At 45.0% G+C, this 25,952-nt stretch carries 27 protein-coding genes; 13 read left to right on the forward strand and 14 right to left on the reverse strand.

All coding sequences use genetic code 11. The features are described from left to right. Positions 1-141: 141 nt before the first annotated feature. On the forward strand, positions 142-855 hold the full coding sequence (locus tag QT973_RS09440) for a transposase (RefSeq protein WP_333314331.1): 714 nt from the start codon (positions 142-144) through the stop codon (positions 853-855). A 623-nt stretch (positions 856-1,478) separates the two neighbouring features. On the opposite strand, the gene bioB is transcribed toward QT973_RS09440, so the two are convergent. The 4 genes from bioB to QT973_RS09465 all read right to left on the reverse strand — a co-directional run bounded on the left by bioB (position 1,479) and on the right by QT973_RS09465 (position 5,874). Beyond that, entirely contained in the window at positions 1,479-2,522 is a 1,044-nt protein-coding gene (gene bioB / locus QT973_RS09450; RefSeq protein WP_333054415.1) for a biotin synthase BioB, read from the reverse strand. Positions 2,523-2,539: 17 nt separating this feature from the next. Then, positions 2,540-3,844 (reverse strand): adenosylmethionine--8-amino-7-oxononanoate transaminase, encoded by a 1,305-nt coding sequence (gene bioA / locus QT973_RS09455; RefSeq protein WP_333232465.1) that lies wholly within the window; start codon positions 3,842-3,844, stop codon positions 2,540-2,542. Positions 3,845-4,059: 215 nt separating this feature from the next. Then, positions 4,060-5,472: an adenylate/guanylate cyclase domain-containing protein gene (locus QT973_RS09460; RefSeq protein ID WP_333054418.1), complete on the reverse strand. Its 1,413-nt coding sequence runs from the start codon at positions 5,470-5,472 to the stop codon at positions 4,060-4,062. Between the two features lie 249 nt (positions 5,473-5,721). After that, the gene (locus QT973_RS09465) at positions 5,722-5,874 is read right to left on the reverse strand and encodes an adenylate/guanylate cyclase domain-containing protein (RefSeq protein ID WP_333054555.1); all 153 of its coding nucleotides are present in this window, start codon (positions 5,872-5,874) and stop codon (positions 5,722-5,724) included. Between the two features lie 599 nt (positions 5,875-6,473). Between QT973_RS09465 and QT973_RS09470 the strand changes: the two genes are divergently transcribed. Continuing rightward, a complete protein-coding gene (locus tag QT973_RS09470) occupies positions 6,474-7,223 on the forward strand; it encodes a class I SAM-dependent methyltransferase (protein ID WP_333211220.1) in 750 nt (249 codons plus the stop codon). 150 nt (positions 7,224-7,373) lie between these two features. Next, positions 7,374-8,732 (forward strand): FAD-binding oxidoreductase, encoded by a 1,359-nt coding sequence (locus QT973_RS09475; RefSeq protein ID WP_333391213.1) that lies wholly within the window; start codon positions 7,374-7,376, stop codon positions 8,730-8,732. A gap of 149 nt (positions 8,733-8,881) precedes the next feature. On the opposite strand, the gene QT973_RS09480 is transcribed toward QT973_RS09475, so the two are convergent. Beyond that, on the reverse strand, positions 8,882-9,268 hold the full coding sequence (locus QT973_RS09480) for a hypothetical protein (protein WP_333054423.1): 387 nt from the start codon (positions 9,266-9,268) through the stop codon (positions 8,882-8,884). A 434-nt stretch (positions 9,269-9,702) separates the two neighbouring features. Continuing rightward, positions 9,703-10,593, reverse strand: coding sequence for an ABC transporter permease (locus QT973_RS09485; RefSeq protein ID WP_333391215.1), 891 nt, complete (start codon positions 10,591-10,593; stop codon positions 9,703-9,705). 303 nt (positions 10,594-10,896) lie between these two features. Between QT973_RS09485 and QT973_RS09490 the strand changes: the two genes are divergently transcribed. Continuing rightward, entirely contained in the window at positions 10,897-11,106 is a 210-nt protein-coding gene (locus tag QT973_RS09490; RefSeq protein WP_333341060.1) for a hypothetical protein, read from the forward strand. Positions 11,107-11,208: 102 nt separating this feature from the next. Here the strand turns inward: QT973_RS09490 and QT973_RS09495 are convergent, their stop codons facing one another. Next, a complete protein-coding gene (locus QT973_RS09495) occupies positions 11,209-11,736 on the reverse strand; it encodes a hypothetical protein (RefSeq protein WP_333341057.1) in 528 nt (175 codons plus the stop codon). A gap of 33 nt (positions 11,737-11,769) precedes the next feature. Beyond that, positions 11,770-12,270, reverse strand: coding sequence for a hypothetical protein (locus QT973_RS09500; protein ID WP_333274767.1), 501 nt, complete (start codon positions 12,268-12,270; stop codon positions 11,770-11,772). Positions 12,271-12,693: 423 nt separating this feature from the next. Between QT973_RS09500 and QT973_RS09505 the strand changes: the two genes are divergently transcribed. Both QT973_RS09505 and QT973_RS09510 read left to right on the forward strand, forming a co-directional pair. Further along, positions 12,694-14,097 carry an NB-ARC domain-containing protein gene (locus QT973_RS09505; protein WP_333391217.1) on the forward strand — a complete coding sequence of 468 codons (1,404 nt, stop codon included), beginning with the start codon at positions 12,694-12,696 and terminating at the stop codon, positions 14,095-14,097. Between the two features lie 178 nt (positions 14,098-14,275). After that, on the forward strand, positions 14,276-14,863 hold the full coding sequence (locus QT973_RS09510) for a Uma2 family endonuclease (protein WP_333054430.1): 588 nt from the start codon (positions 14,276-14,278) through the stop codon (positions 14,861-14,863). A 262-nt stretch (positions 14,864-15,125) separates the two neighbouring features. Here the strand turns inward: QT973_RS09510 and QT973_RS09515 are convergent, their stop codons facing one another. The 3 genes from QT973_RS09515 to QT973_RS09525 all read right to left on the reverse strand — a co-directional run bounded on the left by QT973_RS09515 (position 15,126) and on the right by QT973_RS09525 (position 18,171). After that, a complete protein-coding gene (locus QT973_RS09515) occupies positions 15,126-16,148 on the reverse strand; it encodes an ATP-binding cassette domain-containing protein (protein WP_333391266.1) in 1,023 nt (340 codons plus the stop codon). Between the two features lie 597 nt (positions 16,149-16,745). Continuing rightward, positions 16,746-16,934 carry a hypothetical protein gene (locus tag QT973_RS09520; protein WP_015175516.1) on the reverse strand — a complete coding sequence of 63 codons (189 nt, stop codon included), beginning with the start codon at positions 16,932-16,934 and terminating at the stop codon, positions 16,746-16,748. A gap of 313 nt (positions 16,935-17,247) precedes the next feature. Continuing rightward, positions 17,248-18,171 (reverse strand): histone deacetylase, encoded by a 924-nt coding sequence (locus QT973_RS09525; protein WP_333054432.1) that lies wholly within the window; start codon positions 18,169-18,171, stop codon positions 17,248-17,250. A gap of 396 nt (positions 18,172-18,567) precedes the next feature. Here QT973_RS09525 and gyrA point away from each other — a divergent pair, with 396 nt between their 5' ends. The 3 genes from gyrA (at position 18,568) to QT973_RS09540 (ending at position 22,822) form a co-directional block, all read left to right on the forward strand. Next, the gene (gene gyrA / locus QT973_RS09530; protein WP_333054433.1) at positions 18,568-21,264 is read left to right on the forward strand and encodes a DNA gyrase subunit A; all 2,697 of its coding nucleotides are present in this window, start codon (positions 18,568-18,570) and stop codon (positions 21,262-21,264) included. Positions 21,265-21,454: 190 nt separating this feature from the next. Beyond that, the gene (locus QT973_RS09535) at positions 21,455-21,817 is read left to right on the forward strand and encodes a Uma2 family endonuclease (RefSeq protein ID WP_333391219.1); all 363 of its coding nucleotides are present in this window, start codon (positions 21,455-21,457) and stop codon (positions 21,815-21,817) included. Positions 21,818-22,147: 330 nt separating this feature from the next. Beyond that, positions 22,148-22,822 (forward strand): SDR family oxidoreductase, encoded by a 675-nt coding sequence (locus QT973_RS09540; protein WP_333054437.1) that lies wholly within the window; start codon positions 22,148-22,150, stop codon positions 22,820-22,822. A 191-nt stretch (positions 22,823-23,013) separates the two neighbouring features. Here the strand turns inward: QT973_RS09540 and QT973_RS09545 are convergent, their stop codons facing one another. Next, positions 23,014-23,493, reverse strand: a complete 480-nt coding sequence (locus QT973_RS09545) for a hypothetical protein (RefSeq protein ID WP_333054438.1) — start codon at positions 23,491-23,493, stop codon at positions 23,014-23,016. Positions 23,494-23,575: 82 nt separating this feature from the next. On the opposite strand from QT973_RS09545, the gene petN reads away from it, so the two are divergent. The 4 genes from petN to QT973_RS09565 all read left to right on the forward strand — a co-directional run bounded on the left by petN (position 23,576) and on the right by QT973_RS09565 (position 25,048). Beyond that, positions 23,576-23,665 carry a cytochrome b6-f complex subunit PetN gene (petN, locus tag QT973_RS09550; RefSeq protein ID WP_071883976.1) on the forward strand — a complete coding sequence of 30 codons (90 nt, stop codon included), beginning with the start codon at positions 23,576-23,578 and terminating at the stop codon, positions 23,663-23,665. Positions 23,666-23,756: 91 nt separating this feature from the next. Further along, positions 23,757-24,350 carry a DJ-1/PfpI family protein gene (locus tag QT973_RS09555; protein WP_333054439.1) on the forward strand — a complete coding sequence of 198 codons (594 nt, stop codon included), beginning with the start codon at positions 23,757-23,759 and terminating at the stop codon, positions 24,348-24,350. 181 nt (positions 24,351-24,531) lie between these two features. Further along, on the forward strand, positions 24,532-24,768 hold the full coding sequence (locus QT973_RS09560) for a DUF167 domain-containing protein (RefSeq protein ID WP_333391221.1): 237 nt from the start codon (positions 24,532-24,534) through the stop codon (positions 24,766-24,768). 91 nt (positions 24,769-24,859) lie between these two features. Further along, positions 24,860-25,048, forward strand: a complete 189-nt coding sequence (locus QT973_RS09565) for a CsbD family protein (protein ID WP_333054441.1) — start codon at positions 24,860-24,862, stop codon at positions 25,046-25,048. Between the two features lie 133 nt (positions 25,049-25,181). Here QT973_RS09565 and QT973_RS09570 read toward each other — a convergent pair whose 3' ends face one another. Both QT973_RS09570 and QT973_RS09575 read right to left on the reverse strand, forming a co-directional pair. Continuing rightward, positions 25,182-25,436 carry a DUF4926 domain-containing protein gene (locus tag QT973_RS09570; RefSeq protein WP_333054442.1) on the reverse strand — a complete coding sequence of 85 codons (255 nt, stop codon included), beginning with the start codon at positions 25,434-25,436 and terminating at the stop codon, positions 25,182-25,184. A gap of 10 nt (positions 25,437-25,446) precedes the next feature. Continuing rightward, positions 25,447-25,782, reverse strand: a complete 336-nt coding sequence (locus QT973_RS09575; protein WP_333054443.1) for a DUF6883 domain-containing protein — start codon at positions 25,780-25,782, stop codon at positions 25,447-25,449. Between the last annotated feature and the right edge of the window lie 170 nt (positions 25,783-25,952).

The following is a 25,952-nucleotide window of genomic DNA, read 5'->3' on the forward strand; positions in this document are numbered from 1 at the left end:
CGGAATGAAGCGAAAGTTTCACGTTCCGTTCTGAAGGAGAGGTAGGGGTAGAAATGCCCCTATCGACTCTAACTACCTGAAACTGGTGGAAGTTGGGCATTACCCCTGCTCCATGAAAGAATTAGTAGTGGGTCTTCACCCATACTTCAAGCAGCTTCCCAACTCAAACTTGTCTGTGAACAGAGCGTCAATCCAGTTTTAGCAGTTTTAGATCGAGAATATGGGAATGCAAGCTGGGTGCTAGCGCTAAAGCAAGCTTCCATCCCTGCTGATTGTTTAATGAGAGTCCGAAAAAATGCCGGCTTATGGTCAGCACCACCAGCCTATAGTGGTCGCGGTAGACCACCCAAACATGGGCAAAAAATGAGACTCAATGACCCAACCACATGGCTTCAAGCTGATACAGAGATTGAAATTGACGAACATCCAGATTTGGGAAAAGTCCGAGTCAAACAATGGATTGACTTGCATTTTTATCGCGCCCCTGGACAAAAAGTCAACTTAATCCTGGTGGAAAGAATGAAGCCCATGTCAAATGGTCAGCCGTTTCCACCCTTATGGTTGGCTTGGGTTGGAGAACGAACTCTACCTTTGGAAACAGTCTGGTTCAAATATTTACGACGTTTTGGAGTGGATCATTGGTATCGGTTTGCCAAGCAAAGATTGCATTGGACATTGCCTAATTTGAGAACCCCTGAACAATCCGAGCGTTGGAGTGATTTAATGCCATTGATGAGTTGGCAACTCTGGCTGGCCAGAGATTTAGTAATCGAGAATAGACTTCTGCAGGCAATCTGCTACTATCAATTTAACCCCTGGACGTGTTGCCCAATCAATGTTTTCGCTTTTGGTTGACATTGGGACTCCAACAAAAATCCCTAAACATAGGGGAAAATCCCCCGGTTGGGAAAAAGGAAGGGTACGAACTAAGGCACCGTGCTATCCCACCGTTAAAAAACGGGTTTCTCGACGTAAAAAGTCTTCAAGATTAGCTATTTAATCTTCTACTTTTTGAGTTTTTGAGCAACAGCTTGCCTGAGATTCAAAGGTGGCTACTTTTAGCTGCGCTCATTTTTTAGTCTAAACTACAGTGAAAATCGAGATTTAGGTATTGTTAAATCTCAACGAAAGCCCAATGTTAAGTTAATTTTTGCACCTTTCCCTGATCGACAGCGAGGCTCCGATCGATATTTCTTTGAAACATCTTCTCAAACCCCCTTGACAACTGCCATACAAGCTTAACTTGTTACCAATGTGCTGTGCCTAGATTGTGAACCTTCTTTTTTTACTGTTACCCCGATTTATTGAGCGGATACCATTAAGTTATTTATTTTTCATTCCTTACGGCTGACGCATTTGCTACCTCAGAAATCCGGTTTTTATCCGCCCATGCGTAAACATGAAATATAGATATTGGGTAGGGACACGGCAGTGCCGTGTCCTACTCTATTTCATCTGATTGAAAACTGGTGTAAGAGTTACACAGCCAGGGTTTTTTGTTCGGATTTGGTAACTGCTGAATCAACTTCTAAGAGAGAACCTTCGGGGGATTCGATCGCAAATCCCGCATCTCGAATCATGTCCCAATCTTGATGGGCAGCTTGTCCGGGAGTTGTCAGATAATCGCCAACAAAGATAGAATTAGCAGGGTAAAGGCCGAGAGGTTGCAGCGATCGCAAATGCACTTCTCGTCCCCCAGCAATCCGAATTTCTTGACTGGGAAGCAAAAATCGGAACAAACAGAGAATTCGCAAACATTGGCGGGGATTTAACCTGTTCACCTCTGCAAATGGCGTTCCGGGAATTGGAATGAAAAAGTTGACCGGCACGCTAGTAACGCCCAAGTTGCGAAGCGAAAGTGCTAAATCGATCGCATCATCATCCGATTCGCCCATCCCCAAAATTCCGCCGGAACAAGTTGTGATACCCGCTGCTTTTACGTGTTCGACGGTTTCCACCCGATCGCCAAAAGTGTGAGTCGTGCAAATGTCCGAGTGATATGATTCGGAAGTATTGAGATTGTGATTTACGCGATCGACTCCAGCTTTAGCCAAACGATGAGTTTGTTCCTCGCTCAACAATCCCAAACAAGCACAAATTTTCAGGTTATAATTTGCCTTCACAGTCTCAACAGCATCCAAAACGCGATCGAAAGTAGATGCGCTAGGTTGGCGGCCCGAAATCACCAAACAAAACGTACCTGCTTTTAAATCTGCGGCGCGTTGGGCCGCATCCAGAATTTTCTCCTTAGCTAAAAGCGGATATTTCTCAATTTCCGCAGTCGAAATTTTTGACTGAGAACAATAATGGCAATCTTCAGGACAAAGGCCACTTTGAGCATTTAACAAATAGTGCAGCCTGACTCGGTTTCCCCAGTAGTGGCGGCGCACCCGATAAGCTGCGTTTAGTTGTTCCAGCAAAACCTCATCCGGTGCGCGCAATACGGCTAAAGATTGCTCGCGAGAGAGACATTTGCCCGCCAGCGCGTCGTCAGCCAAATCGTTCCAATTGGGTAAATTCATTACTAAAATTAAAGGGTTTACAGAGTATCCAAAACCTGACGAATCACCCGATAAATCGATTCTAGTTCATCAGGAGAAATGCAGTAGGGAGGCATCAAGTAAAGCGTATTTCCCAAGGGGCGGAGCAAAAACCCCGCTTCGAGAAATCTGGCTTTCAATACAGGAGCAATGTCATTAAAATAACCGGAATCGCTTTCCGTTTTCACATCCATTGCTACGATGGTGCCACAAGTCCGAATCCGTTCTAGTTTAGGATGATTTCTCAGCCATTGATTCAGATATTTGTGGTGGAGTTTTTCCATCCCTTGATACACATTTGGGTTTTGCTCCAAAAGCTCCAAGGATGCTACACTCACCGCACAAGCTAAGGGATTTCCGGTGTAAGAATGACCGTGAAAAAAAGCTTTGTCCCATTCATCTCGCCAGAAAGCTTGATAAATATCCTCCGATGCCATTGTGACAGCAATTGGCAAACAGCCACCAGACAATCCTTTAGACAAACACAGGATATCCGGTGAAGTTGCAGATTTAACCGAGGCAAACAGTTCGCCCGTGCGCCCAAAACCCGTCATTACTTCATCGTAAATCAACAATACATTAAACTGGCGGGCAAGTTGTGCGATCGCCTGCAAAAACTCAGGGCGGCACATTCGCATCCCCCCAGAACCTTGCACCAAAGGTTCGATAAAAATTCCCGCATAGCCGCCCTGCTTTAACAAAAACTCCAACTTCTCTAAACTCGCCGCCTCCTTGCTTTCCACCTCCTCATCGCCGTCAAAAGTCGCGGGAAAAGGAACAACATCCCCAGCAAACATTAAAGGTGCAAAAGATTCCCACCACAGCGAACTTCTGCCAGCCGACATCGCGCCCACAGTATCGCCGTGATAACCTCCCTCAAAACTAATAAAGCTAGTGCGATTAGTTTCTCCGATATTTTGCCAATATTGAAATGCCATTTTCAGAGCAACTTCAACAGCAGTCGAGCCGTTATCAGAAAAGAAAATCCGCGTTAAAGAAGCAGGCGTATGAGTTAGCAATTTATTCGCAAGTTTCTGGGCAGGTTCGTGAGTAAATCCGGCAAAAATTACGTGTTCTAACTTTTGGGCTTGTTCGTAAAGAGCCTCAGCGAGAACCGGATGGCTGTGCCCGTGAACTGTCACCCACCAACTAGAAATGCAGTCGAGAATTTGCCGCCCGTCTGCTAATTCCAGCACCGCTCCTTTGCCGCGAATTACCTTCAGTGGCGGGGCAGCCGTTTTCATTTGCGTGAAGGGCTGCCAAATCGGTGAATTTGAAGAATTCTGTTCCTGATTCGCAGTCATTTTTGCCCCGATTACTAATATTAACCTGCCTTTTAATATAGCAATAATAACGACCTTATGAACTTTTTATTTTTGATTATTTCTTCTTCTCTTCCTACCTGTCCTTAGCGTCTTCGCGGTTCGTTAAAAAAAAATCTAGTTTGGTGTCGAGGGCGGCTGCGCTGTAACGTCTGCCGCCATCTCACTTATTCGCGGGCGATGGTTAAAATTGTCAGTTACAATTTTCTACCTTTCAGCAAATAAGTTGTCATAGCTCCTTTGCCTTTAACATTAATTTTACCGCGCTTTTCCAACAAATACTTATCGCACAGCAATTCATAAGTTGAGTTGCTAACTTGAATTTTACCCGGAAGTCCCTGAGATTCCATGCGGCTTGCTGTATTTACAGCATCTCCCCACAAATCGTAAATAAACTTTTTAGTGCCGATGACACCTGCTACAACAGGCCCAGTATTAATGCCAATGCGGATATTGAGAGGTTTACCGCATTCGTCGCGGAATTTCATAATTTCTTGCTGCATTTCCAGGGCCATTTCGGCAATAGATTCGGCGTGATTTGTACAGGGAAGCGGCAAACCGCCTGCTACCATATAATTGTCGCCGATCGTCTTAATTTTTTCTAAGCCGTATTGTTCGCTTAAGCGATCGAAAGATGAAAATATTTTGTTAAGCAACTCGACTAATTCTTCAGGAGATGTGCGCGAAGATATTTCGGTAAAGCCCACAATATCAGCAAACAAAACCGTAACTTCGGCAAATCCGTCCGCAATATTTATCTGACCTTGTTTTAGGCGATCGGCAATCATTACTGGTAATATATTTAGTAATAAACGTTCCGACTTTTCTTGTTCGGCGCGCAATACTTCCTCAGCTTGTTTCCGCTGTGCAATTTCCTGGTATACTCGGTGAAACATTTGATTGAAGGCGACCATGAGTTCTCCCAACTCGTCATCCCGCTTGACAGACAGAGAGTAGAAATCAGGTTGTTCTCGATCTTTGCTCAAAGCGTCTCCAGCAGCGATCAAGTCATCGCGCAATCTCAAGATAGGTGAAATTACTGTCAGCCCTAAAAACAACATAGTCACAGAAGTGACAAAGGCTGATATAATGATGACTAGAACAGCAATCCGTCCGATAAATGCGTAGAGTTCCGGCTGGACTGTGGAAGCATCGTGGCGAACAATTAAGATGTAATCGCCTCCCAAATGTCGCTCCGTCCAAGCAATATCGTACCTCTTGCCATCGAAATTGTGATTGTGAACTATGCGAGATTCTTTTAGTTGCTCTAAACTGATTTCTGGGGGTTCGCCAAGTGTATATATTAGTTCACCGTTAGTTTGGTAAATAGATAGTCCTAAGACTACTTGAGAATCCTTAGTAATATTTTTTACTTCTTCTTGCAATAAAGTGCGATCGGAAATATCTTGTTGGAGCACAAACTCTAGGGAATCAACAGTCGCCCGAGATACCTGTTCCAGTTGGCTTAAAAGTTCATTTTCTCGTCGAAAATAAGAGGGAACTAAAATAATTCCTTCTATGACAAGAATGCTAGCAAATACCCACAAAGCTATTTGCCTAGACAAGCGAGATTGGAAAAATTTCAAGAATGATAAAATCGGCAAGGGCATAAAATTTACTATTTGGCAAATGGCTAATGTAGGACATAGGAAAAAAACCGGGTTTCTGGTAATCAATTTTGGGTTGTCAACGAAGCAACCGCGCAGAAACCGGGTTCTCACATCCCCTGTGTAATTCCTGTAATAGTCCGCCGTCAGCAGTCAGCAGCGACTAACTGTTAGTTCTTGGCTGCTTGCTGCTGACTAATGACTGATCGCTCTCGACTAACTAGCAGACCCCTTCATAATATAATAAACAAATTAAACCGAAACGGCGCTGACTAGCCTGCCTGCAAGCAGATAAGTATTCATATAGCCCTTGCCTTTGATGTGAATAATTCCTCTGTTTTCAAACAGATACTTATTTTGCAAGATATCGTAAGTTGATTGTGTGACTTGAATCGCGCCTGCAATCCCGTCAGGATGGAGGAAAGCTCAGACATACTTGCCATCGCTCTCCCTACGCCGACACCAAATAAAATTGTCAAAGCAAGGAGAATTTGTTTGTAAACTAATTGGCTGATGGCAGCCCGACTGCGAGAAATCAATTGGCGCATGGTATCCTCAAGTCTGAGGTTTAATCTTTATTTCAATTTATTCACTACTAACATAACACTGCTTGTTCAAAGTTTTTTGCTGGCGTCCGGGGTAAAGCAAGACTCTCTGGCTGTAACGGAGGATCAATCGATTTTTGATTTTTGATTTTTGATTTTACATTAAAGAATTGAAGCATTGACTTGCGCGAGATAAATACGTTCGGCAAGTTTCATCGGATACAGGTTTTTTATTTCTGGACAGATGAATCACGTGGCGGGTATCGTGGATGCTTTCGGTTAATTATTGTTTACCACGAGTGTTTGGCTTATCCGTAAAAATACGCATAACTATATAGCGGTTTTGTGTTGAGTGAAGTACAGATGATCGGGTAAGGACAGGGCAGTGGCTTGTCCCTACTTCCGCACTTTTTGCTCTATTTCAGTTAGGATAGCAATTGTAGTCTATGGTTGACGATCGTGAATTCTGACTCTACTGCCTCACCTGGGCGCAACGAAATTTTTCCGGGAGAAGTTTTCGTCAATACTGCCAATTTTGATACCGGCATTCGGCGACTTTTACCTAAATATGACGAAATGCTGGATGTATTAGCAGGCTGCATTGCTAATACAAACGACGGCATTTTAGAACTAGGCTGCGGTACGGGGGAACTCACTTTAAAAGTTCTCAAACTCTACCCGTCTGCGGAAATAGTTGCTGTCGATTACTCGCCGCGAATGCTTGATTTTGCCCGCGCCAAAATTGAGTCTGCAGGATACGCAGCCCGGTGGACTGGCATAGAAATGGATTTTGGAGAATGGGCAAACAATCCAAATTTCTCAGGCTTGGGCGATAAATTCAATGCTTGCATTTCATCTCTGGCAATTCATCATCTTGAGGATGACATTAAGTTAAAATTGTTTCAACGGATTCGCGAAAGTTTAAATGCTGGTGGCTGTTTTTGGAATGCCGATCCTCTTTTAGCAGAATCAGCAGCAATGAAAGATATTTATCAAGCGGCGCGAGAAGATTGGGCGCTAAGTCAGGGGGAAACATTAGCACAAATTCGCGCAAATGTGGGGAAGAGTGTCTCTTACGGATATTCTAATCCCGATCGCCTAGCTACACTTTCGGCACAGTTGGAAATGCTGGTAAAAGCTAGATTTGACACTGTTGCAGTGCCTTGGAAATACTACGGTATGGCGGTGTTTGGGGGATTTGTTAATTGAAAAAAGCAGTCTTGGAGGCAATTGTCGCGATTCAATCGACTTGTAAGGTGCGTCAGGCTGAGGATGTGCGCGAAATAATTAGGGTTTGCGTCTGACGCACCCTACTGGCTTTTATAAAATATATAATACTGTCAGGATTGAGGAAAAAAAATGACTGCAACTGCGATTCAAAGTATTGACTGGGATGCTTTTTCTTCGGAACTATCGGGAATTGAAATAATTAGCGATCGCGCGCAAGTTGTCAAGCTATCTCAAGACTATTATCACTTCAGTCCTGTTTTGCAACCTCTCTTAAGTGATAAAACAGGAGATTTAGTAGTTCGTCCCGCCAGCGAAGCCGAAGTTTTGCGGATTGCAGCCGCCTGCGTCAAATTCAAAATTCCGCTAACTGTCAGAGGTGCAGGAACCGGCAATTACGGGCAGTGCATTCCCCTCAAGGGCGGCGTCATTTTAGATACCAGCAAAATGAACAGTATCCGCTGGATAAAACCGGGTTTAGCTTGCGTAGAACCGGGGGTAAAAATGTCGGTTTTCGACAAACAAGCGCGAGAAACTGGTTGGGAATTGCGGATGGTTCCCTCAACCTATCGCACCGCAACGATTGGGGGATTTATCGGCGGCGGTAGCGGGGGAATTGGTTCGATAACTTACGGGCAATTGCGCGATCGGGGAAATCTTCATGCGGTTCGAGTCGTTACAATGGAAGACGATCCCCGCGTCATCGAATTGCGCGGCGATGAAGTGCAAAAAGTCAATCACGCTTACGGCACAAATGGGATTATTACTGAGTTAGAAATTCCCCTCGCCCCTGCTTATGCTTGGGCGGAAATCATCGTCGCTTTTGACGATTTTATGACCTCGGCAAACTTCGGTCAAGCTTTGGGCGATGCTGACGGAATTATCAAAAAACTAATTTGTGTTTGTGCTTGGCCGATTCCTGCTTATTTTGCTGCTTTCCGCGAGGCGATTCCTGAAGGTAAGCACTGCGCTTTGTTAATGGTAGCTGAATCTTGTCTGGAACCGCTGCAAGATTTGGTGGGCGAATATGGCGGCACAATTTGCTATCAAAAAAACGCGCAAGCAGCGAGCAAAGGTGCAGCCATTGCTGAATTTACTTGGAATCATACAACTCTACACGCTCGCAGCGCTGACCCGTCTCTGACTTATTTGCAGACGCTTTTTCCCGCAGATAAAGGTTTGAAATTGATTGAGGAACTGTATAATTATTATGGGGATGAGGTGATGATGCACTTGGAGTTTTTGCGGATGAATGGCAGGGCGATCGCTGCGGCTTTGCAAATAGTTCGCTACACTACGGAATCACGGCTCAATGAAATTATTCGCTATCATGAAGAGCAAGGCGCACTGATTGCTAATCCTCACACTTATATATTGGAAGATGGAGGGATGAAAAGTATTAATGTGGAACAGTTGCAGTTTAAAGAGTTGGTCGATCCTTACGGTTTGCTTAATCCGGGTAAAATGCGGGCGTGGTTGGAACGGGATTAAGGGGGATGGTTTTTAGATCGTTCGGCGGTTGAAACCGCTGCTAGACAAACGAAGTCCGCCTACGCGGACTAATAAATAAAGATTAAAACTTGGCGGTTGAAACCGCTGCTAGACAAACGAAGTCCGCCTTCGCGGACTAAGAAATCAATTTAAGGGACAGGGGCGGTAATTTCTGTAGGTGCGATCGCCCCTGGTGTAGGTACTGCTTGCTTTTCCAGTAGTAGGCGCTGTTTGTTCCGAAATTCTGCGGCCGCATCGTTTAAATTTTGGCGCTGTTCGGTAGTAAATTCTTCCATGCTGCGGCCGCCTCCCAATCTGGATCTGTGAATTAAATCCAAGATTGCGCTTCCGTTGCTGTCGCCGGAAAATGGATCGGTATTGTCTTGAGTTTGAAAGTCTTGCAGCGGTTGGGCATTATTTAAACCGCTGGCTTGAGCGAAGCTTGCTTGAGGGGAGAACAGAGCACAGGATGCGATCGCGCTTGCAGCAATCCCAATCATCAATTTGCCGGATTTGGAAGTTTTGGTGTTCATCATTTATTAGTTGAATCTTCAAAAAAACAATTCTATCTAAACAATATTCTGACTTGTGACTAAATATTATATTACTTCGCTGGGGCTAAGGACAGGGCAATGCCTTTCGTCGTGTCAACTTAAGCTTTTAGTCCGCCAGTCCTCTCGCTTACCCAAGAGTCCGCCAGGGAATGAATTCCCTGTCTCATAGCGAAAGTCCTCTGAAAGAGGACTGAAGAAGTCATTAGTCCTATCGCTTACCCGGCAGTCCGCCAGGGAATGAATTCCCTGTCTCATAGCGAAAGTCCTCTGAAAGAGGACTGAAGAAGTCATTAGTCCTATGCAAGAGGACTTTCGCTTGGAGGCTGTTGTTTCAACCCCTGACGGACTATCGGTTTTAGCTTAAGTTGACAGGACGAAAGGCATCCTAGAATTGACGGTGCAGGTGAAACATCGCCCTAAGCAAACCGGCGTCGCAGCAGCGGTTGAATGCTCAGCAGCGCCACCAAATCAAACGCCAGCAGCACTAATAGCGCTCCTCCAAAGGTGACAGTACCCCAAGGAGCCTGCATCACGACACTCGCTAGCGACCAATCGCTGTGCAGGTACAGGTAGCGGATGGGTTCGATCGCATAACTCAGAGGATTGAGAGTCACCACAACTTGCAGCCACTCTGGCATAAATGACAGCGGCGCGAGGGCTGTGCTGGCAAATAACAGGGGCAAGTTAGTAACAAAAATTACCGCTATTAATTCTACGTGACCGGGAAGAGCGAAGGCTAAACCCAGACTCAAGCCGGTGACGCCCAAAACTAGCAGCAGCACGATCAGGGCGATCGCCCCAAGTCCGGCAATTCCGGGGAATCCCGCGCCCAAAAACGCCCCCGCTGTAACGATTGTGCCGGTTTGGATAAAGCTGAGGGTGACGATAAAAATAGCCGAAGCGAGGACGATCGAAAATCTGGAAGCCAACGGCGCGACTAACAAGCGGTTGAGAAATCCGAACTCGCGATCGAACATAATCGGCAAACCAGCATTCAGCGCCCCTGCAAACGCAGTAAAAACGATTACACCAGCGCCGAGAAATTGTCCGTAATTTTGGCTTTCGCCGAACAAGCCTGCGGGAGCATTTTCAAACAGAGCTCCGAACAAAACCAACCACATCAGCGGCTGAATAACGCCTGCAACTAGCGTCGAGGGGCGGCGCTGCAATTGAATAAACAGGCGCTTGGTTAAGGCGAGTGTTTCTTGGATGAAGTCGCCCAGCAGGGAACTGGAAGTGTCAGCGGATGCTATGGAGAGTGGCCGCTGCTGGTTGAGGTTGTTGGGGGATGTAACAGTACCGCTCATAATTGCTTGTTGATTAAATCTAACTCTCTTTACAGTAGCAAGTCTGGAGGTATTGGTGGTGCTGGGCGGGCGATCGGTCTAAAATTGAGAATAAGCTCATCAAATATACTAAATAAAAACTTGATTTACTAGGAGGATAAAGCTATGTCATCAAGGGCGATCGCCACTTTGGTCAAAATCATGGAATCTTTGCCAGAAACTCTTCAAGACAAAGTGGTTGAACATTTGCGAGAATATCTTGAATAATTAAGGGATGAAGAGGAGTGGAATTTATCTTGTGAGAACACACAACAATCGCTGATTGTGGCTGCACAGCGCGCCAAAAAGGAAATTTCCGCAGGAAAAGCACAGCCATTAGATATTGATATAGATTTAGAAATACCAACACTAGCCGACTATCCCACTCGCCGAGAATTTATGCAATTGCCGCTTGAAGAGAGGCGAATCATTCTAGCAAAACAAGCTGAGGGAATGTTGCAGCATTACCAGGAAGATAGAGAATGGCAAGAATGAGAGTATCAGTAGTCTCTTATAAAGAGCGATCGCACTTGGTTTAAGTAAGGGCGATCGCAGACTTACAACTTAGCATTCCCAGGTTACGCAGTCAGAAGGCAGTTATGGTTTAGCAGCTTTAACCACATCCTCAACCATTTTAATCGCCTCTTTGATTGCAATTTTACCGCTTTCTACGGCGCTAATTAAATCCTGAGCGTCTTTCGGGCTAATTAAATCGAGCCTGACGGGTTCTTTCAAGGAAACAATAAATTTAGTTTTATCGCTGTCTTCCAGCTTGGAGGCTCTTTCTTTGGCTTCAACATCTCTTAGCTGTTCTTTTAAGTTTTTAAGCATTTCTTCTTGTTTTCCCTCATTATAATTGCCCTCAAATATTCGTTTTACCCCTACAAGAGCAGCAGCACCTAAAGCTGCACCGCCAACAACTAATCCTACGGGAGGTGCAACGGTTATTAACCCAAATAGAAGTGGTATACCACCGAAAGCTGCCACCGCCGCACCAGCACCGGCCGCCCCCACCACACCAATGCCAATATCGGCTAAAATCCCTAATTTATCATGTGGGTTTTTTTCCAATTGCTCTATTGACTTAAGAATTTGCTCTTTGGTTGGCGTTTTATTTGCAGACATATTAGACCTCAATCTTTTTGCTAATTTGGGCAGTTAAGCAGTGATGACGTTGCGGAAAATTGTATTGAAAACGTCTATCAGTAATTGAAAAAAATCTTTGGCAATCTCAATAATCTCTTGAACAATTCCAATAATTCCATCAGACACCTCTTTGCCTCGATCGAGTCGGTGGCCGGCTATTGCACCAATTGGGATACCCAGCGCTGTTGCCAAAGGTTCTAATAACGGGCCGACAAATGGTATCGAACTTGCCAAAATTCTTACAGCGACACCAACAGCAACCCCTATCGCTAAATGGGGATGCGCTTTGACAAATTCTATGATTTTAATGAGGAGAATTTTGCCGATAAGTAAAACTTTGTTAGCAGCTTTTTTCGTGTATGTGGCAAGTTCATGCAGCCGGATCGAGACTTCATGCGGCAAGCCGATATCATTTAACCACACATACAAGTCGCTGCTACTCATTGCATCAGCATCGACTTGCCAGAGAGCCATTTTTAAATTAGCTTGAGGTAGGGATAATGCACTAGACATAATTTTTTATCCTTTTGAAAATTACCAAATTTTTACGAACATTTCACGAGGCGAAAAGCCCCTAAACCTCTTGCAATTATTAAAAAAGCTGGTTGATAAAAAAGCAAACCCAGGCGGATTAACATCGGCACTCCTACCCATGTCAAAACTAAGGGCAAAACTAATTTATGAGCCTTTTTATTTACTTCTTTGCTCACGGACGCAACCACATTTTAAGCAATTTCTTGCTTTAATGCCCCTCATTAAAAAGTTTAACTTTAATTTTTATGTATTGTCCAGTAGGAGAATGTCACAATTTGCCAGTAGTTGATAAAATTAGCTAGCCGTTAAAAGTCACATTTTGCCCTCCTAAGTCAGAAAAAGTCAGAAAAAGTCAGAAAAAGTCTGATACAATAGATAAAACTTCCTACACCTACCCAATAAATGGATGTTCAAGAACTCTTAAGGTTGGCCGATGGCTTGGTGTTCACTAAGACGGGCAAACACCTAGACGATCGGCAACAGGCAGTAGTACGGGGAACGTGGCAAGGTAAAAGATACTCCGAAATTTCTAAAGAGGTTCATTGTACTGAACGCCATGTCAGAAATATTGCCTCAAAGTTATGGCAAATTCTTTCAAAAATCTTAGAGGAAGATGTTAATAAATCCAATTTTAGCTCCACAATGGAAAGATATGAAATCTCTAAAATTTCAAATTCTGGTTATTTTAACCTTGTCCACAAAGGGAATATAAACGTCTGCACAGAAACCTCGCACCATCCCAAAACTTCACAAAACTCACCCCCACCACAAACCTCAACTGAAGACGACACCCAACAGAAACCGCGACTCGATTTAAGAGATGCACCGGAGCTCAAAACCTTCTACAACTACCCCAACTCACCCCTCACCGCCCTCGAAACCTGGATTCTAGAGCAAAACTGCCGCCTCCTCACCATCACAGGCATGGCAGGCACCGGCAAAAGTGCGATCGCCCGTCACCTCATCCCCCAAATTCAAACTCAATTCGATCGCATCATCTGGCGCAGTCTCCGCACTTCTCCGCCCCTCGAAACAACCCTCAAAACCCTCATTCAATTTCTCTCAAATCAACCAGAAATTAACTTTTCCGCCAACATCGATGCTCAGTTGTCAATCCTAATCGAATATTTGCGCGAAAATCGCTGTCTAATCATCCTCGATGACGTGCAGCAAATTCTCAGCAGCGGGCAACTTGCAGGAAATTACAAACCCAGATATGAAAACTACGGAACCCTATTTAAACTCATCGGCGAAATTCCCCACAATAGCTGCTTAATTCTCAATAGTTGGGAACCTCCCTCAGACATCATCACATTCACCGACGATAATTCAGCAGTACGTTTATTGCAGTTAACTGGTTTAGGTGAAGCAGCAACAGAAATTCTTAGACAAAAGGGTTTGTTGGATGAAGAAGCCTGGCCGGAATTGATTAACCTTTATCAAGGTAATCCCCTGTGGTTAAAATTAGTCGCTCCAACCATTAAGAACTTATTTGGCGGTAGAGTCTCTCAATATTTAAGCTATCAACCAGTATTTTTAAGCGATGAATTGACACCGATATTGCAGCAGCACTATCAGCGGTTGTCGGAAATAGAAAAACAGGCGATTTCGCAACTTAGTAATGAAATCGAGCCTGTTTCGTTTACCCTATGGATGGCAAAATGTCAAGGCTCACAACGTGAATTATGTAAAGCAATTCAATCTTTAGCCAGACGGGGAATGATCGAAAAATTGAGCGGTGAAACAGAAACCATTTTCACGATTCCACCTGTGTTAAAACAGTATGTTAAAATGGTTGCAGAATAGTCTTAAATATCTATAGTCCGGGACACGCTCCGATTAAAGAAACCGGGTTTTTTACCTAATTTACGGTATGTAACTAAGTATTTCGTAAAAAAACCCGGTTTCTGGGCCACCATGCGTAAGTCCTAATCTAGCTAAATGAGAGTAAACCACGATCGCAACTCAAACCCAACCTAAACTAATGCTCACTTTCGATCGATTCATCAAGCAACTTCCAGATGAAGACGGACGTTATGAACTGGTTAATGGAGAAATTGTCAAAATATTACCAACAATCAGACTCCACGAAAATGTAGCTGATTTTATTGAAAATACGTTCCAAGACGAGGTAAAAATACTCAACCTAAATTACAGGGTATCTGGCCGAATTGTAGTCAGGACATTAACCCCGAATGGTAAAGAACAAGGCCGCCATCCTGATGTTACAATAGTAGACAAAACCCTCTGGAAATCTCAACATTTCGCCCTCTCAGCCCTAACTGAACCACCACAATTAGTTGTAGAAGTTGTCTCAACAAATTGGGAAGATGATTATATCGACAAGCTGGATGAATATCAGCGGCTGGGAATTTCTGAATATTGGATTGTCGATTATTTAGCTTTGGGTAGCAGAAACTATTTGGGCAACCCGAAAGAACCGACTGTTTTTGTTTATCTACTTGATGAAAATGGGGTTTATCAAATGACTGCTTACCGAGGAACTGAGCGAATTATATCTCGAACTTTCCCCGAATTAGCATTGACAGCAGAGCAAGTGTTGGATGTATGATATCAAATCTGCCGAAAAGATAAGGATAAAGCATTGCTCATTGGTTTTCGCTTCAACCGAAAGACCGCCAGGGAATTAATTCCCTGGCTAATAGCTAAAGTCCTCTAAAGAGGACTAATGAGTAATGATTTCTTCAGTCCTCTTGAGAGGACTTTAGCTTTGAGGCAGGGGTTTCAACCCCTGACGGGCTCAGGAAAAGAGCGTCTCGAACAGGCAAGATGCCTGTTCCACAATAATTATTGGAGAGGTTTATTAAACTAAACTACGATCGCATCGCCTGTTTTTGCTCAGCCTTCAAATCGCGGTTGCTAGCAGCAGCCAACTCCGCATCCAACAGAGTCTTACCAGTCGCAGCCAAATACACATCATCCAAACTCGGCCGAGATTGAGCAATCCCAAAAGTAGGAAGTCCCGCATCTTTTAAAGCTTGCTGAATAGTCACCAGCGCATCGCTTTGCGGTGTTACTACTAAATTGAGAGAATTTCCTTGAGCCGTATTGACAATTACTTCCTGCACAAAAGGCAAAGATTGCATCAGATTTTTAGCTTTTTCGGCTTCTTCCATCGGCGAAAACTCCCGAATCCGCAAAGTCACCCGATCGCCCCCAACCCGATTTTTCAACTCCTCCGGCGTACCCTCAGCAATCACCGTTCCTTTGTCAATAATCGCCACGCGATCGGCCAAAGCGTCAACTTCTTCGAGATAGTGACTCGTTATCAAAACCGTAGTACCTTCCTCTCGCAAGCGGCGCAGGAAATCCCACACTACCACCCGGCTTTCAATATCGAGCCCGACAGTCGGTTCGTCTAACACCAAAACATCAGGCTGATGCAGCAATCCAGCAGCCAAATCCAAGCGTTTGCGGATACCGCCGGAATAAGTGCCCGTCTTTTTATTTTCCCACTCCTCCAAACCGAGGAGTTTCACCATTTCGTCAATCCGCCCTTTAATCCTAGGGCGCGGCAAATGGTAAAGCGCTGCTTGCAGTTGCAGGAGTTCCCGCCCCGTCAGCACCTTATCCAGAGCCACTTCTTGGGCGACATAGCCTAGTCTTTGTCTGGCAATTCTCGGCTGACTGACAGCAGAAATGCCAGACACTTCAATGCGTCCGCTATCGGGCGCACTCAAAGTACAAAGTACCCGCAGGGTTGTGGTTTTGCCTGCACCGTTGGGGCCTAGCAAACCAAATATTTCCCCCGGTTCTACCTTGAAGGAAACATCTTTAACGGCTTCTACAGTGCCGTAGCGTTTCTGAAGATTTTCAATTAAAACGGCGGGAGCCATATATTTTGGGGATGAACTGGTTGTTAATATTTTGACACTTCTGAGCTCAAATTGCCGGAATGGTCGATCGACCAATACGACTGGCTGTGCTGGTAACGATCGCACACTCCTCCTCAACCGGAAACTGCTTCTAGTTTTGATTCTTAATGCCAGTTTAAAAAATATTAACTTTATAGCGGTTTTCAACTCTGATATTCATCAGTTTTCCCACTCTCCAATCTCCCATCTCAAATCCAAAAAATTATGAGTTTTGAGTTAATTATAACTTTTCAGTTAACAACTCAAAACTCACAAGTTTTCAACAAGTAGAGATGCACCCGAAACCTGTTATTTTATAATTATCTCTACCTATAGGCTGATGTGTAGCGAGATTTTGATAATTAACACACTGGTCAAACACATCACACTTTCGAGCCAACTATTAAACACAAAAAACTTCCCGAATTGGCAAGTTCTACTTGTAACGAGTTCCCAAAAAATGTAACTGTAGGCTCGTGCTCTCAATCCCGATAGTTATCAGTCATCACCAATTCTTTAATCGAAAATCGAAAATCGAAAATGGTATTAACTCCTTTACAGAGAGTGGTTGCCAGGTCTTTAATCGACAATTTTTACCCAACCGCGGCGAACGTTGTACAGCAGTCGGTTGATGATGGCATACTCATCTTCATTCAGTGTTCTTTCTAAGAGTGCAGATCTGAGCTGTCTCCGGTCGTGGCGAGTCACGACGCTGGAGAACATGACCTGACCAAATAACTCTTCGAGTGTCATTTGGGATACTGACATGATAAACCTCCTAGTTGATTGAGACAGATAAAATTTTAACAGGCTTGTTGTATTTTTATTGTGCACTCTGGGAGTGACTTCAAAGGCGATCGAAAACATTGACACGGTGTGATTTTTTGGCTAAAAATCTGTGACCGAGACTTGGATCGGCAGTGACTTGGATCTCTTAAATTTGTGATGCTTGTCACTAAAGTCAGAGGGGAAAAGTCAGAAGTCAGAGGGAAAAAGACCATCAAGCGCGATCGCCCTCAAAAACTCTCCATCTCGTCCTCATGGCTTCTCAACCTTATTTTCCCCTATGCCAATTTTCCAGCTAATTGAGGCATCGGTCAATAGTCGCCACAACCGACTCTGCCAAATCTTTCAGTGCGTAACCCCCCTCCAAACCAAAAGCTATGCGGCGGGTGAGTTGCAGGCAGTATCCGGTGAAAGTACCGAAATCTGACGGCATCAGAGTCATACTCGCCAGCGGATCGGACGCAGTAGCGTCATAACCAGCGCTGACAATCAACAAATCCGGTTCAAATTTGGACAAAAAAGGCACGACAAGAGATTCAAAGGCGCTCAGGTATTCAGCTATGCCACTGCCGGGATAGAGGGGAATGTTCAGCACGTTGTCGTAGGCACCGCGCTCCTCGGCATCTCCCGTTCCCGGATAGCAAGGAGATTGATGCAGGGAACAGTAGGCAATTTGCCGGCAGCTTTCCACCAAAGATTGAGTGCCGTTGCCGTGGTGTACGTCCCAGTCGAGGATGGCGACACGGTTGATTCCCGGCTGTTCCAAGGCGTAGTGAGCGGCGATCGCAGCATTGGAAAACAAGCAAAAACCCATCGCGCGGGCGTTTTCAGCGTGGTGTCCCGGCGGCCGGGCCAGTACAAAAGCCGGTTCCCCCGCAACCACCACTCGATCGACCCCATCGAGCCAAGCACTCGCCGCTAGCAGCGCTACGTCGTAACTTTCAGCAGAAATCGGCGTATCACCGTCGAGGTAGCCGCCACCCCGATGAGCCAAATGTTCGATTTCTTTGATGTATCTTTGCGAGTGAACTTTTTTGATAGCCGATAACAGTTGTTGTTCGCGCTGCGCCACTGGGGTGGGCAGTTGCCACTCAATTTGATCCGCCCAGGGAGCAGCTTTCAGAGCATTGACGATCGCCGTTAAACGTTCTGGTCGCTCTGGGTGAAGCATTCCAGTCTTGTGCAGCAAGAAATCTTCGGAGTAGATGACGGGTAGCATCGGCTGATTTTAGATTTTAGATTTTAGATTTTAGATTTTTACTTAGCTTTAAGAAGGCCTTCGGTTTTGTGAAATTAAAATTTCGATCGAGTAACCATTTTAATTTCTTAGATGGCCGTCAAAAAAACTCACGAAAGCATGAAACCCGATCGCCTAAAAAAACCTTTTTAGCTTTTGCCAACTGCTGACAAAATCACCAACTGACAAATTATCAATTGTGCTGGTTTCGTCCCTTAATTTTTCTGGCAACTTTCCCATAAATTCCAAGGCAAATTGTGATATAATTTCAGGAGTAATTGGCAATATTTGGCAGCTCTACTGAATCCAAACCGATTTTATCGCATTTTTGAGATTTATAGCGGTCAAATTTAAATTTTTAACGGAGTTTTTCAACCTATGAGCACCTCTGAGTCGCGGATAATCCCGACGGATCTGGGTAATGAGATGTCCCGATCGTACTTGGAATACGCCATGAGCGTAATAGTCGGTCGGGCGCTACCAGATGCCAGGGACGGTCTCAAGCCCGTTCACCGACGCATTCTCTACGCCATGAACGAATTGGGCTTGACTCCCGATCGACCTTTCCGCAAATGCGCCCGCGTCGTGGGGGAGGTGCTGGGCAAGTATCACCCGCACGGAGATACAGCGGTTTACGACGCCCTGGTGCGGATGGCTCAGGATTTCTCCATGCGGGAACGCCTGATCAACGGCCACGGCAACTTCGGCTCCGTTGACAACGACCCGCCCGCTGCCATGCGGTACACCGAATGTCGCCTCACAGCCTTGACTAGCGACTCCATGCTGCGCGACATCGACTCGGAAACAGTTGATTTCGGCGACAACTTCGACGGTTCCCAGCAAGAACCCCTCGTACTCCCGGCACGCATCCCCCAAATTTTGCTCAACGGTTCCTCCGGGATTGCTGTAGGGATGGCCACCAACATTCCGCCCCACAATTTAGGCGAAATAATTGACGGTTTAGTAGCGCTAATTCACAATCCAGCCATTACTGACCTGGAATTGATGCAGTACATCCCCGGCCCGGACTTTCCCACCGGAGGGCAAATTCTCGGTAGAGGCGGCATTCGCGATGCTTACACCACCGGGCGCGGTTCGATTACAATGCGCGGAGTCGCCAACATTGAAACCATCGAACATCCCGGCCGCCCCGACAAAGAAGCAATTATTATCACCGAATTACCTTACCAAACAAACAAAGCAGGGCTAATTGAGAAAATTGCCGAACTTGTCAACGACAAAAGATTAGATGGAATTTCCGACATTCGCGACGAAAGCGATAGAGACGGAATGCGGATCGTGATCGAACTCAAGCGCGACGCCTATCCCCGCGTCGTCCTCAACAACCTCTACAAACAAACACCCCTCCAAGCCAACTTTGGAGCCAATATGTTAGCGCTAGTAAATGGGGAACCCCAACTACTTACGCTCTCCCAATTCCTCAATGTCTTCCTAGACTTCCGCATTGAGACAATTACTCGCCGGACTCAATACGAACTCCGCAAAGCAGAAGAACGCGACCACCTTCTGCAAGGCTTATTAATTGCCTTAGAAAACTTAGATGCAATTATTCACCTAATTCGCGCCGCTGCCGACTCCGCCGCAGCAAAACAAGAATTGATGGATAATTACGGTCTTTCTGAACAGCAATCCGACGCAATTCTGCAAATGCAGCTCCGGCGTTTGACAGCATTAGAAGCGCAAAAAATCCAGCAAGAACACGAAGAACTGCGAACTAAAATAGCCGATTTGGAAGATATCTTAGCGCGCCGGGAACGCATCTTAGAAATCGCCGAATTTGAAGCAGTCGAAATCCAAACCAAAATCGCCACTCCTAGACGCAGCGTCATCGAACACGCCGAAGGAGAAATCGATGAAAGAGATTTAATTGCCAACGAACAAGCAATTATTCTGATCACCGAGCAAGGCTACATCAAGCGGATGCCAGTCAGCACTTTCGAGGCCCAAAGTCGCGCTACTCGCGGCAAAGCAGGCGCGAAAATGAAAGAAGACGATGGAGTAGAACATTTCCTTTCCTGCTGCGATCACGATAGCGTTTTGTTCTTCAGCGACAGGGGCGTAGTTTACTCTGTCAAAGCTTATCAAATCCCCGTCTGTTCCCGGACGGCCCGCGGCACTCCCGTGGTGCAACTGCTGCCGATTCCTATAGAAGAAAAAATCACTTCTATGGTGTCAGTCACAGAATTCACCAGCGAAGAATACTTAGTCATGCTGACTCGCGGCGGCTACATTAAGAAAACCGCACTTTCCGCTTTTGGCAACATCCGCACTAATGGATTAATCGCGATTTCTCTAGAAGAAGGCGACCAACTGCGCTGGGTGCGGAGAGCAAAAGTTGGTGACAGCATCATCATCGGTACGCGCCAAGGCATGGCAATTCATTTCCGCACCAATCACGAACAGTTGCGCCCAGTCGGCCGCGCGACGCGGGGTGTAAAATCAATGAAATTGCGATCGGGCGATGAGTTGATTAGCATGGACATTTTGCCCAGTTCAATTGTTGCCGAAATCGCTGAATTGGAAACTGAAGACTCCGAATTTGAGGGAGCTAATATTGCTCAATTAGAAACGGACGAAGCGGAATTTGAAGGGGCAGAAAGTGCTGAATTGGAAACGGAAGATGAAGAATTAGAATTGCAAGCAGAGGAAATTGAAGGCGAAGAGGTTGAAGAAATTTCGACAGTTAGCAGCGAAGTTCCTTCGGTGTTGGTAATCACCACCAACGGCTACGGCAAGCGGGTTCCTGTTTCTCAATTCCGCCTACAAAGACGGGCAGGCAAAGGATTGACGGCTACTAAATTTAAGTCGAAAAAGGGTAAGGATCAGGTAGCAGCCCTGCGAATTGTCAACGAAGATGACGAATTGATGATCATTACCAACCGAGGTATTATTATCCGTCAGGCGGTGAGTGCAATTTCTACTCAATCGCGCACAGCAACGGGTGTGCGGGTGCAGCGGTTAGATGAGGATGATTCCATCGTAGCTGTGGCTTTAGTGCCGGCTGCTGGTGAAGAATCGGCGGAAGAATCGGAATCTGAGGAAGTGGCAGAATAGTCCTAGGTTAATAGTTTGTAAGGTGCGCGCTGCGTACCTTACTGCTGAATGGTAAAAATGCGATCGTCCCTACTCAGAAGTTTTCCCTCAAAAGTCAAATATTTTTTCCGGTGAGGTAATGATGAGTCATTCGATTTTAGATTTTAGATTTTAGATTTTGGATTGACTTGCGCGAGATAAATTCGGGGGCTTGAGGATTTTAGATTTTAGATTTTGGATTGATTCCACGGATAAATCACGTGGCGGGTACCATCAAGAAATTCTTGGTCAACTCCAAACCCCACTACTAACCGATACCTGGATTACAGCGACTTGGGATGAATATATAGAAATTATTAAACAGCCGGAGTACGATCGAGCAAAATCCTACTACTACAACGGACTATTGAGGATTGAAATGGCAGCAGTCGGGCCAGATCATGCTGATGACAACGGAGTTATCGTCATCTCAATCAATTTATTGGGCATTGCTAAAGGTATAAAAATGAGACTGCTGGTCAACTGTAGCTACGCCAAAACAGGTGTCAGAGGCGCTCAACCTGATGCTTCTTAGGAATGAGAATTAAATAACTTCCACTCTTGAAAGTGGGATGGGCCTAAGAGCCCATCCAAAAAGGACGGGCTCTTAGGCCCATCCCACAATAACAATTAAAATTGTAAGTTATTTAATTCGCGATCCTAAGCATCTACTTTGTACCTTTATTGACAAGTTAGATTTAGACCCGGATTTGATGTTAAACCATCCTAAGCTTCCTTCAGTCTTGTCTTATGGTACTTTGGCTGCTTAAAAACAGTCCGGAGTATTGATTCACCAATTGACAGAGGAATGTTGTATAATCTACATTCAAAACAACCAATTTCTGCACCCCTTAACAAAATTGATATGACAGAGAAATCCCACATTTTTTTAGCTGGTGCTAGTCGAGGCGTCGGCTTAGAAATCGCCAAATGTCTGACAGCACAAAAGATGCAAGTAACTGCACTTTTGCGATCGCCCGCAACCAGCACCGAATTAGAAGCAATGGGCATCAAAGTCGTGACTGGCGATGCTTTGGATGCAGCAGCTATGGAAGCTGCGATGGCTGGTGGCGATTCAATTCATGCCGTAATCAGCACAATTGGGGGCTTGCCCAAAGATGGGGAAAGAGCCGATTATTTGGGCAACAAAAACTTGATTGATGCGGCGGTCAAAGCAGGCGTGCAAAAATTTATTTTAGTTTCATCAATCGGCAGCGGTAATAGTGTCGGCGCTTTGCCGCCCCAAGCTTTAGAAACTTTGCGCCCGGTTTTAATTGAAAAGGAAAAAGCCGAAAATCATTTGATAGAAAGCGGGATGATTTATACAGTAATTCGTCCGGGCGGACTCAAATCGGAACCTGCAACAGGCAACGGTATTTTAACAGAAGATTGTCGAGTTGCTGGAACTATTCACCGGGCAGATGTAGCGCAGCTAGTTTGTCAGTGTTTAGTTTCTGATGCTGCTAACAATAAAGTTTTGTCGGCGGTAGATAAACAGATGGTTTACGGCAATCCAGAATTTGAGGAATTAAATCTGTAGGGGCGGGTTTTACCAACAATAATTGCCTAAAACCGATAATCTCGTAAACCCGCCCCCACTTGGGTGGCGATCGCGCGGGGTGGGGGCGGGTTTTTGAGTCTTTGGGTATCCTTTGAAACTATTGGTGAACCCGCCCCTACAAGTTTTTGACGGAGGGCGATCGTAAACCTGTCCCCAACCAACGGCAAATCTCAAGAATCGAAAGGCTTAATCCACGATCGCCCGATCGCCCAATCCAGAACCAAACCCGCGATCGCAAATAATACCACACTCTCGACACCGCGAACCGCAAACGGCAATAACTCCTGTAGGGCGGGCATCTTCCCCGATTCAAAAAACAATCCAGCATCCAACTGTCCAAAAGCCCGCACCAACCCAAAAGCCAACACCGCACCAGATTTAAGCTGCGGGTTAACATCTCGGCGAATCGCATAGCGGTAAGTCACGCCGAACAAAAAACCGCCCAAAAGTGCGATAGTCGCCCTGAAGGCAAAATTTAGGTCAATTTCCCTTACCTGCAAACTCGCCAGAGAATCCAACCTATCCGCCAGAATTAAGCTATTACCAAGGGCGATCGCCCCAAAACCCAGCAAACAAGACAAAGCAGCAACACTCCCTGCCTTCAAAGATTCTACCCGTTCAGCCGCACTAAAATTTGACGAATCCTTCACAGCGCCCTCATTTCAAAAATGGCTCAAATTGACTTATGATAAGGGTTGAAGTCACTTTGTACAGTTTGTTCAATAAATAGCTATGGATATTTTGTCACTCGGTTGGGTTTCGGTGCTAGTTCTGTTCTCCTTCTCAATTTCAATGGTCATTTGGGGACGCAACGGTTTCTAGATTCCAGAATAGCTTGCGGGGCAAGCTTTTTAACGGCCCCGCATTTTTTTTAATCCTATTTAACCAAATCAAAATAACAGGAGTTGTCAACATGACAGTCAAAAAAATATTAATGTTAGTCGGCGACTTTGTAGAAGACTACGAAGTAATGGTTCCCTTCCAAGCCCTGCAAATGGTAGGTCACACCGTCCACGCCATCTGCCCGGAAAAAGCTGCAGGCCAAACAATTCGCACCGCAATTCACGACTTTGAAGGCGATCAAACCTACAGCGAAAAACCCGGTCACAACTTCACTTTAAACGCGACTTTTGACGAAATCAACCCGGCCGACTACGACGCTTTGGTTATCCCCGGAGGACGGGCCCCAGAATACATCCGCCTCAACGAACAAGTGCTGCAAATTACCCGCTACTTTGCCAACAGCAAAAAGCCGATCGCATCTATATGTCACGGCTTACAGGTTCTAACCGCCGCCGGCGTACTCGAAGGCAAACGGTGCACCGCATACCCCGCTTGCAGCCCTGACGTACTCCGGGCCGGCGGCAAATATACAGAAGTTCCCGTTACCGAAGCCGTAGTCGATGGCAATTTAGTCACCGCCCCCGCGTGGCCCGCACATCCTAACTGGTTGGCTGAATTCCTGAAAGTTTTGGGAACGAAGATCGAACATTCAGATAGTCATTAGTCATTAGTCATTAGTTAGGATCGCGAATTAAATAACTTACAATTTTAATTGTTATTGTGGGATGGGCGTCCCGCCCGTCATGAGTGGACGGGCGGGACGCCCATCCCACTTTCAAGAGTGGAAGTTATTTAATTCTCATTCCTTATTAGTCATTAGTCATCAGTTATTAGTTATTAGCCACATGAAAATTTTCACAGTCAAAGTAAAACCGAATTCCAAACAGCAAAGCATCGCAGAACAACCCGACGGCAGCCTCACGGTACATCTCAAATCGCCGCCTGTGGAGGGTAAAGCAAACCAAGAATTAATCATGCTGTTGGCGAAAAAGTTTAAAGTGCCGAAATCTGCGATCGGCATTAAATCCGGTTTTTCCTCCAGAAACAAACTTGTGGAAATTCCAATCGAACCTTTAACTTAGAAATAAAGGTAATAACAAATCTATCTAAAGAGAGATACAGACTCAACTTGAAAATCATATATTAGTAGTTGTAGAGTTAGAATAAAAAATTATGAACATTGAAAATAGAGTCGAAGCCACAGCGAAGAATATTGAAGGCAAAATCCAAGAAGCTGTTAGCGAAGTTACAGGCAATCAGAAAGATAAATTAGAAGGTCAAGCCAAGCAGGATGAAGCATCAGCAATTCACCTGAAAGAAGACCTCAAAGATAAAGCAAAAGAGATTGTAGACCGAGCTTAGTAACAGTATTCGCTACAAGTTTCCTGCCTACTAAATCCCGCAAACGATATGTTTGCGGGATTTTTTATAATGAGCCTAAATCATTTGTACCAATATGTAGGGGCGAGTTGATAAAGATTATTGGTGGCAAAATTCATCGGGTAACTGCCCCTACAGATTCTACTAACTCATAGTGTAAAAGCATTAATTTTGTGGCGGGAATTGTTTCCATTGCATAAGTTGTGCCATCTTGATGAGAAAATTCTACCTCAAAAGCACTGCCATCAAATTCCATCACGACTGTTCCTACTTGTCCTTTATATAATTTAATGATTTGTTTTGTTTCAAAATGGGTGGCGTCTAAATCTTCAGTTAAAGCAACAATATCTAGGTCTTTAATTGTTTTCATTGTTTTTACCTCACTTTTTGACGGGATAACAACTTGTTAATCTAGGGAAACTTTCACCTAAGCGGACGATCCAAGCTGCTAGAATCAGAGATTCACCTACTTCGGTTTTCAGCAAAAATTTCATGTTGTAATGTGTTCCGTATTCATTGTTTTTTTGAATAACAACATCTTCGTTGATAGCAGCTTCTTTTAAAGCCTGTTTGAGCCTTTCAGCATTTTTTAGGGTAATGCCTAACTTACTGGCAAACAAAACAGCTTTATTTTTTCCTTCTTGATGATTCGGATTTAGAGAATATTCTTCTATTTTATTGCCTAAATCTGCTAGATGACCATTGGGCAGTTTCACTATTAATAACTGTTTTTGAAGGACAAAAGAGAATATTAGTCGCCTACAATAATCGACTTTTACTCATATGTCAATTATATCGTCTTTGAGTTGGGGGGCGGGTTTATCGAGATTATTGATGGGTGGCAAAATTTATGGGTGAACCCGCCCCTACAGATTCTACTTTTCGG

The sequence above is a fragment of the Microcoleus sp. Z1_A1 genome, assembly GCF_036700305.1.
In the GTDB taxonomy this organism is placed as follows: domain Bacteria; phylum Cyanobacteriota; class Cyanobacteriia; order Cyanobacteriales; family Microcoleaceae; genus Microcoleus.